General features: G+C 71.9%; 11 protein-coding genes. 7 read left to right on the top strand and 4 right to left on the bottom strand.

Annotated features, from left to right (window positions below; translation table 11 throughout):
• Positions 1-194 precede the first annotated feature (194 nt).
• The 3 genes from KSO98_RS03100 (at position 195) to KSO98_RS03090 (ending at position 2,881) form a co-directional block, all read left to right on the top strand.
• Positions 195-572: a Crp/Fnr family transcriptional regulator gene (locus KSO98_RS03100; protein WP_225283415.1), complete on the top strand. Its 378-nt coding sequence runs from the start codon at positions 195-197 to the stop codon at positions 570-572.
• On the top strand, positions 569-1,564 hold the full coding sequence (locus tag KSO98_RS03095; protein ID WP_263642321.1) for an adenylate/guanylate cyclase domain-containing protein: 996 nt from the start codon (positions 569-571) through the stop codon (positions 1,562-1,564). The genes KSO98_RS03100 and KSO98_RS03095 overlap by 4 nt, the downstream gene beginning before the upstream one ends.
• Positions 1,565-1,663: 99 nt before the next feature.
• Positions 1,664-2,881 (top strand): CopD family protein, encoded by a 1,218-nt coding sequence (locus KSO98_RS03090; RefSeq protein WP_225283414.1) that lies wholly within the window; start codon positions 1,664-1,666, stop codon positions 2,879-2,881.
• Here the strand turns inward: KSO98_RS03090 and KSO98_RS03085 are convergent.
• Positions 2,820-3,752, bottom strand: a complete 933-nt coding sequence (locus tag KSO98_RS03085) for a DUF5926 family protein (RefSeq protein WP_225283413.1) — start codon at positions 3,750-3,752, stop codon at positions 2,820-2,822. The two genes, KSO98_RS03090 and KSO98_RS03085, sit on opposite strands and share 62 nt — an antisense overlap.
• 19 nt (positions 3,753-3,771) lie before the next feature.
• On the opposite strand from KSO98_RS03085, the gene KSO98_RS03080 reads away from it, so the two are divergent.
• Complete coding sequence (locus KSO98_RS03080) at positions 3,772-4,710, top strand: TIGR03619 family F420-dependent LLM class oxidoreductase (protein ID WP_225283412.1); 939 nt, start codon at positions 3,772-3,774, stop codon at positions 4,708-4,710.
• 5 nt (positions 4,711-4,715) lie between these two features.
• On the opposite strand, the gene KSO98_RS03075 is transcribed toward KSO98_RS03080, so the two are convergent.
• Positions 4,716-5,498 carry a glycerophosphodiester phosphodiesterase gene (locus KSO98_RS03075; protein WP_225283410.1) on the bottom strand — a complete coding sequence of 261 codons (783 nt, stop codon included), beginning with the start codon at positions 5,496-5,498 and terminating at the stop codon, positions 4,716-4,718.
• A 40-nt stretch (positions 5,499-5,538) separates the two neighbouring features.
• Here KSO98_RS03075 and KSO98_RS03070 point away from each other — a divergent pair, with 40 nt between their 5' ends.
• A complete protein-coding gene (locus KSO98_RS03070) occupies positions 5,539-6,405 on the top strand; it encodes an Fpg/Nei family DNA glycosylase (RefSeq protein ID WP_225283409.1) in 867 nt (288 codons plus the stop codon).
• Between the two features lie 22 nt (positions 6,406-6,427).
• On the top strand, positions 6,428-6,727 hold the full coding sequence (locus KSO98_RS03065; RefSeq protein WP_225283407.1) for a rhodanese-like domain-containing protein: 300 nt from the start codon (positions 6,428-6,430) through the stop codon (positions 6,725-6,727).
• A gap of 19 nt (positions 6,728-6,746) precedes the next feature.
• Here the strand turns inward: KSO98_RS03065 and aat are convergent, their stop codons facing one another.
• Positions 6,747-7,418 carry a leucyl/phenylalanyl-tRNA--protein transferase gene (aat, locus tag KSO98_RS03060; RefSeq protein ID WP_225283406.1) on the bottom strand — a complete coding sequence of 224 codons (672 nt, stop codon included), beginning with the start codon at positions 7,416-7,418 and terminating at the stop codon, positions 6,747-6,749.
• Between the two features lie 49 nt (positions 7,419-7,467).
• Between aat and KSO98_RS03055 the strand changes: the two genes are divergently transcribed.
• Positions 7,468-8,157, top strand: a complete 690-nt coding sequence (locus KSO98_RS03055; protein ID WP_225283404.1) for an EcsC family protein — start codon at positions 7,468-7,470, stop codon at positions 8,155-8,157.
• Here the strand turns inward: KSO98_RS03055 and KSO98_RS03050 are convergent.
• Positions 8,121-9,329 carry a hypothetical protein gene (locus KSO98_RS03050; protein WP_225283402.1) on the bottom strand — a complete coding sequence of 403 codons (1,209 nt, stop codon included), beginning with the start codon at positions 9,327-9,329 and terminating at the stop codon, positions 8,121-8,123. The two genes, KSO98_RS03055 and KSO98_RS03050, sit on opposite strands and share 37 nt — an antisense overlap.

Here is a 9,329-nt window from a genome sequence, read left to right as displayed (position 1 = left end):
CCTCCCTGGTGGGTGAAGTCCTAGACAGCTCCACTCCACACCGGGAGGCCTTCACCTATCTACAGGCTTGCCGTACCCAATCGCACAACGTGCCTGGGCATCACACCTAGCCGAGTGGCTCCTGTTCGTAGCCCCGCGCGGGGTGCATCGTTGGAGGGACTGACCCGGTTACTCCCACCACGAATGGGGCCCTCGTGAGCAACACCTTCTTCTCCATGTTCACCCCGGCGCAGATCGCCAAGATCAGCGGCTCCGGGACGGTGGTCAACCTGCCCGCCGGCTGGGCGCCGATCTCGAAGGACACCCCGCCGGACAAGGCGTACATCATCCTCGACGGCACCGTCAGCGTGCGGCGCGACGGCCAGGAGATCGCCCAGGCCGGACCCGGCGACATCATCGGTGAGGCGGCGATCCTCAACCAGAAGCTGCGCAACGCCTCGATCGTTGCGCTCACGCCGCTCGAGCTGATCCACCTCACCCCGGAGGCGCTGCGTCGTCTCGAGGTCGAGATGCCGGCCTTCCACGAGGCGCTGGAGAAGGTCGCGGCCGATCGCTTCGGTGGACAGTCCTGAGCGAGATCCCTGACTCCGGTCCCGACTCCGAGCTGGACTCCGGGCTGGTCGAGCTCGTCGAGGGACATCTCCTCGGCGAGCAGCCCAGCCTGAGCCAGTCCCAGGTCGCCGCGGCGGCCGGTGTGCCGATCGAGGTCGCCAACGACCTGTGGCGGCTGCTCGGCTTCCCCCTGCCGACCGCGGACGAGGTCGCCTTCACCAGCTCCGACGTCGAGGCGCTGCGGCTCACCCAGCAGCTGATGACGCTCGGCGTGCTCAACGAGGACCGCCGCGCGGCGCTGGTACGCACCCTGGGGCGCTCGTTCGCGCGGCTGGCGGAGTGGCAGACCTCGCTGCTCGCCGACGTCACCGCCGGGCGCGGCGGCGACCCGGTGGACATGCTCGCGCTGGCCGGTGAGGTGCTGCCCTCCGTGGAGTACCTCCAGACGTACATCTGGCGCCGTCACCTCGCCTCGGTGGTCACCCGCGGTCTCGTCACCGCCTCGGGCACCGCCTCGGCCGCCTTCGCGGTCGGCTTCGTCGACATCGTCGGCTACACCTCGCGCAGCAAGTCGATGAGCGACGACGAGCTGGTGGAGTGGCTCGAGGAGTTCGAGGACGTCTGCACCGGCCTGGTCGTCGAGCGCGGTGGCCGGGTGATCAAGACGCTCGGCGACGCGGTGCTCTTCGTGGCCGACACCGCTGGCGACGCGGCTCTCATCGCGCTCGCCATCACCAGCCTGGGCGCCGAGGACGACACGCCGTTCCCCCAGGTCAGGGCCGGGATCGCGTACGGCGAGGTGGTCTCTCGTCTCGGCGACGTGTTCGGCCCGACCGTCAACATCGCCTCGCGGCTGACCTCGGTCGCGCGCCCCGACGCGGTGCTCGTCGACGAGCAGGCCGCCGAGCAGCTCAGGGACGACGGGGGCTTCGAGGTGACCCGCCTGCGGCGGACGTCGGTGAAGGGCTACTCGCGCCTGCAGCCGTATCTGGTACGCCCCGGCGCCCGCTGAGTCGTCCGCCAGCCGGCGGGGCCGCACCGCACGCCTCACGATTGACTTTGTTAGGTAAGCCTGTCCTAAATAGGGCCCTCCTCACGAGAGAGTCCCGACATGCTTCTTCTGACCACGCCCCCGCCGCCCTCGCTCGGCCCGATCCGAGACGGCGTCCTGACCGGCGCGATGTGGATCAGCCTGATGGCAGTGCCCGGCCTGCTCGCGCTCGCCGCGTTCTGCGCGAGACCGGCCGCCGACCCGGTCGACCGTCCCGCGGTCCTCGCGCGGCTCGCTCGGCTGGCGGTCGTCGGCGGGGTGCTGGCGGTGCCGCTCGCGTTCCTCGACCTCGCGCACGAGCTGGCGGAGGACGGCGGGATGGCCGTCGTCCTGGCGCGTCAGAGCCTGTACGACGGCACCGTGGCCGGCCTGCTGCTCGGTCTCGAGCTGACCCTCGTGGCCGCCGCGGTGATGCTGGTGCTGCCGCTCACCTCCCGACGCACGGCCGCCTCCTCCGCGGCGCCCTGGCTGCTCGCCGCGGGTCTCGTCGTCTCCGTGCTCGCCCTGGCCACGACCAGGTTCCCCGACGAGCGACCCGAGCCGGGCGCGTGGGGCCGTACGGTCTTCTCCGCCCTGATGTGGCTGCTCCACCTGGAGGGCGGCGCGATCTGGATCGGTGGCCTGATCGGCCTGGCCGCGCTCACCGTGCCCGGCGTCGTCTCCGCCGAGCACCGGCGCCGATTCTGGTCGCGGACGCTGCGCCGGTTCGCGGTCGTGGCGATGACCTGCGTCGCCGCGATCGTGCTCTCCGGCATCTGGCTCTACTGGACGCACGTGGACGGGCCGAGCCAGCTCCTCACCACGCTGTACGGCCGGGTGCTCGGCGTGAAGATCCTGATCGTCGGCGCGATGCTGGCGCTCGGGGCGGCGAACCAGTTCTGGCTCCACCCGCGGATCGAGCGGCTGCGCGAGGCCGGCGACGAGCGACCGCTGCGGGTGATCCTGGCCAAGGAGTTCCCGCTGGTCATCACCGTCGAGGCGCTGCTCGGGATGGCGGTGCTGATGGTGGCGCCGTTCCTGCACGGCTCGGCGCGCGGTGAGGTCTTCGCACAGGAGCACCCGGCGGCTGCCGCCGCCGGCGAGCGCCCCGAGCAGAAGACGCCGAGCGCGGGGACGTGGGCCTACGGCGCGGCCGAGACCGGTGCCGTCGTGGTGTTCATGGTCGGCGCCTACCGGGTCTCGGGTCGACTCGCCCGGCGCCGCAGCGCGGTCGCGCTCAGCGGATGGCGACCTGGCGGCTGGCCAGGCCTGCGCGGGCCGAGCGGACCTCGTCGGTGAGGTCGGAGGTGTCGGCGAGCGCCGCGTCGAGGGCCTTCTTGAACGCGGTGGCCGGCTCCTCGAGCGCCTCGGCGCCGGTGCCGAGCGGCAGGTCCCAGACGGGGGCGAGGAGACCGTGGGCGCGGAACATGCCGATGAAGCGCGAGCCCGGGACGAGCACGTCGGCGCCGGCAGCATGCAGGCGCGCCAGCGCGGTGAGGAGCGCGTCCTCGTTCTCCGGCATCACCCAGCGCAGGTGCTCCTTGGAGCCGGTGGAGGTCCAGTACGCCGCCTCGACCGAGGTCAGGCGCGCGGTCGGGAGGGCGGCCGCGTTGGCCTGCTGCAGGGCGCCCTCGAGGCCCTCCTTGTCCTCGACGTCGGCGATCCACCACTCGAACCCGTCGTGGACGGTGACGGTGAGCGCGGTGTCGGTGATGAGGTCCTGCAGGCGCGGGCCCTGGCCCGGGTTCTCGGTGAGGCCGTGGATGCCGGACTCGTCGGCCTCGAGGGCCTTGAGCAGCGCGGCGGCGACCTCGCGGGAGACGTCGCCGAAGTTGTGCTGGACCTGCAGGCCGGCCCAGACCTGGCCGCTGTCGCGGCGCATCGCAGGCGCGGCGAGCGGCAACAGGGTGCCGAGCTGGACCGGGGTCGTCTCGTACCCCTTGATGGTCACGGACGCGGTCGCGGACGGCACGAGCTCGCGCATCGCGACGAGATCGCACTCGTTGGGCAGACCCTCGAACGGCCGGGCGACGAAGACCCCCGCGCCGCCGGCCGCGCCGTGGCACGCCTTGTAGCGCTTGCCGGAGCCGCAGGGGCACGGCGCGTTCTTGCTGACGCCGCCCTCGGTCGGAGCGGACGGAGCATTGCGGGAGCGGTTCTTCTTGGCCACGAGGACGTAGCGTAGTCGGATGCCCGCCACTCCCCGGATGCTGCTGATCCTCAGCGAGAACTGGACGCTCGCCGACGGCCGCGACCTGCCCACCCTGGTGCGCTGGGCGCGTCAGGCGGAGGACGCCGGCTTCGACGCGGTGATGCTGAGCGAGCACGTCGTGCTCGGCCCCGATGCGGGCGCGCTGGGCGTGATGAGCAACCCGCGGGCGTACGCCGCACCGGGCAACCAGGACCCGGCCACGCCGTGGCCCGCCTCGCTGCTGCTGCACAGCGCGATCGCCGCCGCGACCTCGACGATCCGGCTGGTCGCCAGCGCGGTGCTCGCGCCGCTGCGCCACCCGCTCCTGCTGGCCCGCGAGCTCGGCACCCTCGACCTGCTCTCCGAGGGCCGCCTGGTGGTGCAGCCGAGCGTCAGCTGGAGCCGCGACGAGTACGCCGCGCTCGGCGTGCCGTTCCGCCAACGCGGCCGGATCCTCGACGAGCAGCTGCGGATCCTGGAGCTGCTGTGGCGCGAGACGCCGGCCTCCTTCCACGGTGACTTCTTCGACTTCACCGACGTCTATCTGGAGCCGAAGGCCTTCCGCCCCGACGGCCCGCGGATGTGGTTCGGCGGGCAGCACGTGCACGGACCGGTGCTGGAGCGGCTGGTGCGGTACGGCCACGGCTTCCATCCGTTCGGCACCCCGAGCGCGGAGGACCTCGCGATGCTGCGCGCCGGGCTGCGCGAGGCCGGTCGCGACCCCGACGGGATCGAGATGGTCGGCGGCACCCGCGCGACGTTCCCCGACGACGACACCTGCGCCGACCTCGGCGCGGCGATGGCGCCCATCGCCGAGCAGATCGAGCAGGGCTTCACGACCTTCTGCCTGAAGCCGTCGCAGTTCATCGACGACCCGGCCGAGATGCCGGCGTTCCTGCGCGAGGTGATGCGGCGCGCCGAGGACTTCTCCCGCTAGCAGCCCTAGGACAGCAGGCTGAGGCGCTCGAGCACGTGCGCGGGACGGTCGGTGATGACCGCCTCGACGCCGAGGTCGAGGCAGAGCTCGAGATCCTCGTCCTTGTTCACCGTCCACACGTGCAGCCGCTTGTCGTCGAGCAGCAGCCGCCGGGCGAAGCGCGGGTGCTCGCGCAGCTCCTCGATGCCGGGCCCGATGATCCAGTCGCGCGCCACGATCGAGCGCAGCGTCGGCCAGTACTGGGCGTGCTCGATCAGCTGCACCTTCTGCACGCCGGGCGCCAGGCGGTCCATCCGCTGTAGCGCGGCATAGCTGAACGACATCACGCGTACGGGCGAACCGGGCACGTCCCAGCCGAACTCGCGCAGGATCTTCGCCAGCCGCCGCTCGGTCAGCCCGCCGTACCGGGTGGGGTGCTTGGTCTCGATCGCGATCTCGACGCGCCGGTCGTAGTCGCGGATCGTCTCCAACAGCGCGCGCAGGGTGAGCACCCGGTCCAGGCGCATGTCGCGGTCGGGCTCCTCGTCGGGATCGCCGCCCTTGCGCTTCCAGGCCGCGAAGTCGAACTTCTCCAGCTCGGCCAGGGTCATCTCCGAGACCAGGCCGGGCGACTGCGCCGTGCGCTTGAGACTGCGGTCGTGGACGAGCACGAGGTGGCCGTCGGCGGTCAGCCGCACGTCGCACTCGAGCCCCTCGGCCCCGACGTCGAGAGCCCGGACGTAGGCGCCCAGGGTGTGCTCGGCTTGTTCCTGACTGGCGCCACGATGTGCGACCACCTGTGGCCTCATGGGCCAGATTGTGGCAGGTCGTGAGCCTAGACTCGCCACCATGCCTGAGCTGCCCGAGGTGGAAGCACTCGCCGCCGACCTGCGGGGGCGGTTGAAGGACCGTGCGATCGTGAAGATCCACATCGCGCAGTTCAGCGCGCTGAAGACCTTCGACCCGCCGCTCTCGGCGCTCGAGGGGACGCTCGTCGACGACGTCACCCGGCACGGGAAGTTCCTCGACATCGAGGCCTCGGGCATCCACCTGGTGCTCCATCTGGCGCGGGCCGGCTGGGTGCGCTGGCGCGACGAGGTCCCGTCGATCCCGCCCAAGCCCTCGCCCAAGTCGACCCTCGCGGCCCGGGTCGTGCTCGACTCCGACCAGGGGCTGGACGTCACCGAGGCGGGCACCAAGAAGTCACTCGCGCTCTACGTCGTCCGCGATCCGCTCGACGTGCCGGGGATCGCCACCCTCGGCCCGGAGCCGATGGCGGACGGCTTCACCATCGAGGTCCTCGCGCGGATCCTGAAGGAGGCCGGCCGCAAGCAGCTCAAGGGGGTGCTGCGTCACCAGGGCACGATCGCCGGCATCGGCAACGCGTACTCCGACGAGATCCTGCACGCGGCCAAGATGTCGCCGTACAAGCCCTCCGACTCGCTCACCGACGACGAGCTCGCGACGCTGTACGCCGCGCTGCGCGGCACCCTGGCCGATGCCGTGGCGCGCTCCACGGGTCTCGCGGCCAGCGAGCTCAAGGGCGAGAAGAAGTCCAACATGGCCGTCCACGGGCGCACGGGCGAGAAGTGCCCGGTGTGCGGCGACATCGTCCGCGAGGTGAGCTTCGCCGACTCGTCGTTGCAGTATTGCCCGACGTGTCAGACCGGCGGGAAGCCGCTCGCCGACCGCCGCATGTCCAAGCTGTTGAAGTAGTCCGCACGAAGGAAGAGCCGCCATGAGCATCCCCACCGTCGAGATCAACGGCGTCCCCGACCCGATCCCGGTGCCCGTCGTGGACGTCCGCGAGGAGCACGAGTGGGCGGCCGGCCACATCGAGGGCGCGATCCACATCCCGCTCGGCGTGCTCCCCGTGCGCGCGCACGAGCTGCCCGAGGGCCAGTTCCTCGTCGTCTGCCACCTCGGCGGCCGCTCCGCCCAGGCCGTGCAGTGGCTCACCCGCAACGGCCACGACGCGGTCAACCTCGCGGGCGGCATGGACGCCTGGGAGGCTGCCGGGCGCCCGACCGTCGTCTGAGCGGACGGTCGGTCCCGGACTATCCCAGGGCTGCGGGAGAGGGCAGGGCCTCGTCGAGGAGCTCGAGGTAGTCGGCGCGGGGGATCTCGATGACGCCGAGGCTGGCGAGGTGGTCCGTACGCCACTGCACGTCGAGCACCCGCGGCCCCGGGGCCGCCCGCAGCAGCGACACCAGCCCGACGAGCGCCGCCTTCGAGGCGTCCCGGGCGCGGTGGAACATCGACTCCCCGGCGAACAGGCCGCCGATCTCCAGGCCGTAGAGCCCGCCGACGAGCTCGCCGTCCTGCCAGGCCTCCACCGAGTGCGCCCAGCCGAGCCGGTGCAGCTCCTCGTAGGCGTTGATGAAGTCGTCGTTGATCCAGCCGCCGTCGCGGGCCGGGTCCGCGCAGGCCTCCATCACCGGCCGGAACGCGGTGTCGACGCGGATCTCGAAGTGCTTCAGCGACTTGCGCAGCGAGGACGTCACCCGCAGGCCCTCCAGCGGCAGCACCCCGCGCAGCACCGGTGAGAACCACAGGATCTCGTCGGGCTCGTCGCCGGGCATGGGGAAGAGCCCGAGCCGGTACGCCGCGAGGAGCGTGCCCGGTGCGAGGTCGGCGCCGATCGCCACCATGTCGTCGAGCTGCGCGTCGAGCCGTCGGGTGCGCAGGTCGGGCAGCATCCACGGGGTGGCAGGGGGCTCGGTCGGCACGGGGCGAACCTACCTCGGCCGTTTTCTACTCGTCGGTACGATCGGTCGTATGCCAGCCGCCAAGAAGGTCGCCCTGAGCGTCGGGACCGTTCTCGCTCCCAAGGTCGTGGAGATCGCCCCCGGCATCACCAGCAGCTTCGTGCAGGTCGCCCTGACCCGTGCGATCACCGGCACCGGCCCGATCCCCGGCGCGGCGGCCGTGGCCGAGAAGCAGCTCGACGACCACGACGGCGACGTCGACCGCGCGATCCGCGAGCTGATCGAGCACCATGTCGCGTACGCCGCCGCCGGTGGCTTCGCGACCAACCTCGGCGGCATCGTGACCGCGGCGGTGTCCATCCCCGCCAACCTGACCGAGCTGACCGTCATCCAGGCCCGCCTCGTCGCCGGCATCGCGCACCTGCGCGGCTACGGCCTGGAGGACCCGCGGGTCCGCAACGCAGTCCTGGTCACGCTGCTCGGCGAGGACAGGATCAGCAAGCTGGTCAAGCAGGGCCGCCTGCCCGCCCCGCCGATGGCGATGGCCACCGCGCCGGTGCACGACCCACTGCTGACCAAGCAGGTCACCTCGCAGGTCGCCACCGAGATGATCGCCCGGATCACCGGCAAGCGTCTCGCGCTGACCCTCGGCAAGAAGGTGCCCGTGGTGGGCGGCGTCGTCGGCGGCAGCGCCGACGCGTACTTCACCTGGCAGATCGGCCGCTACGCCCGGCGCGAGCTGCTGCCCCGCGCCCGCTGATAGGCGCCGAGCAGCCGGCGACCGAGCCAGCTGCTGCTGAGGAGGCGGAAGGTCGCCTCCTTCGCCTTGAGGTAGGGGCTGCGGCGCGCCACCGCCAGCTGCCGGTGCAGCTCGCCGATCTCGGCGTGCAGGTGCTCCTCGGCGATCCGCCTGCGGCTGATCTCCTCGACCAGCGCGACGATCGAGGTCACGGCCGCGTCCACGACCTGGGCGGGCTCGGGCGCGTCCGGATCGGCGTACGTCGCGGGCACGGTGCCCTGCAGCTCCCCGAGTGAGCCGACCACGTCGTACCCCTGGCGCTCGAGCTCGGCCACCCACGCCGACTCCAGCGAGGCCACCCACGGGTAGCACGCCGGGTCCAGCGCGAGCCGCGGCGAGCCGGTGCGGGTCGACAGGGTGCGATGGGCGAGCAGCTCACGGATCTGGCTGCGGTAGTCGGTCGGCTCGATGTGGTCGGAGACGAGGTTGACCTGCCGCATCAGGTAGGTCTCGGGCGCGCCGAGCGACACGTTGGCCCGGTCGGTGCCGAGGCCCAGCGGCACCTCGCCCAGACCGAACGCGGCGACGAACCGCTCCCACAGCAGATCGCGCGGCGAGCCCGTCGGCGGCACGGTGACCAGGTGCACCTGCGAGGCCGGCAGATCATGGCGCCAGCGGTCGACGATGTCCGGGATCTCCTGCACGGCCCAGAACCACGACGCGATGGTCCCGTCGCGCGAGGGGTCCTGCAGCTCGGCGAGGAAGTCGGCGTAGGAGGTGGTCGTACGGTGCTTGACGTTCTCCTGCCACTCGGCCGGGATCTGGCGCACCAGATCGCGTACGGAGAGCACCAGGTGGATCTCGGTCCCGGACCCGTGGCCCAGCGACTCGAGCGCGCGGCGGGCCTGCGGCGCGGTCGCCCGGGCGAGGATCTCGTGGCTGACGATCGCGGTGCCGTCGAAGGCACGCACCTGCTCGGCGAGCCGGTCCCAGGCGCCGACCGCCTGCCGCTCGAGACCGGCCCACGGGAGCCGCATCAGATCGAGGGCCGCCAGGAAGTGGGCGTCGAACCGCTCCGCGGGATAGAGGATGCCGTGCTCGCGCAGCAGGTCGCGGTTGAGGAAGCAGACGTCCTGGAGGTAGGTCGTCCCGGTCTTCGGCGTGCCGACGTGCAGCAGGACGCGACGAGCCAT

It is taken from the genome of Nocardioides nematodiphilus, assembly GCF_020216525.1.
In the GTDB taxonomy this organism is placed as follows: Bacteria; Actinomycetota; Actinomycetes; order Propionibacteriales; family Nocardioidaceae; genus Nocardioides; species Nocardioides nematodiphilus.
This window is presented reverse-complemented; position numbering and strand designations above follow the sequence as displayed.

Bases quoted from the DNA above. Each gene is read 5' to 3' on its own strand.
- KSO98_RS03050 (WP_225283402.1), bottom strand. From the start codon at position 9,329: ATGGCTCGTCGCGTCCTGCTGCACGTCGGCACGCCGAAGACCGGGACG.
- KSO98_RS03075 (WP_225283410.1), bottom strand. From the start codon at position 5,498: ATGAGGCCACAGGTGGTCGCACATCGTGGCGCCAGTCAGGAACAAGCC.
- KSO98_RS03055 (WP_225283404.1), top strand. From the start codon at position 7,468: ATGCCAGCCGCCAAGAAGGTCGCCCTGAGCGTCGGGACCGTTCTCGCT.
- KSO98_RS03080 (WP_225283412.1), top strand. From the start codon at position 3,772: ATGCCCGCCACTCCCCGGATGCTGCTGATCCTCAGCGAGAACTGGACG.
- KSO98_RS03065 (WP_225283407.1), top strand. From the start codon at position 6,428: ATGAGCATCCCCACCGTCGAGATCAACGGCGTCCCCGACCCGATCCCG.
- KSO98_RS03090 (WP_225283414.1), top strand. From the start codon at position 1,664: ATGCTTCTTCTGACCACGCCCCCGCCGCCCTCGCTCGGCCCGATCCGA.
- KSO98_RS03070 (WP_225283409.1), top strand. From the start codon at position 5,539: ATGCCTGAGCTGCCCGAGGTGGAAGCACTCGCCGCCGACCTGCGGGGG.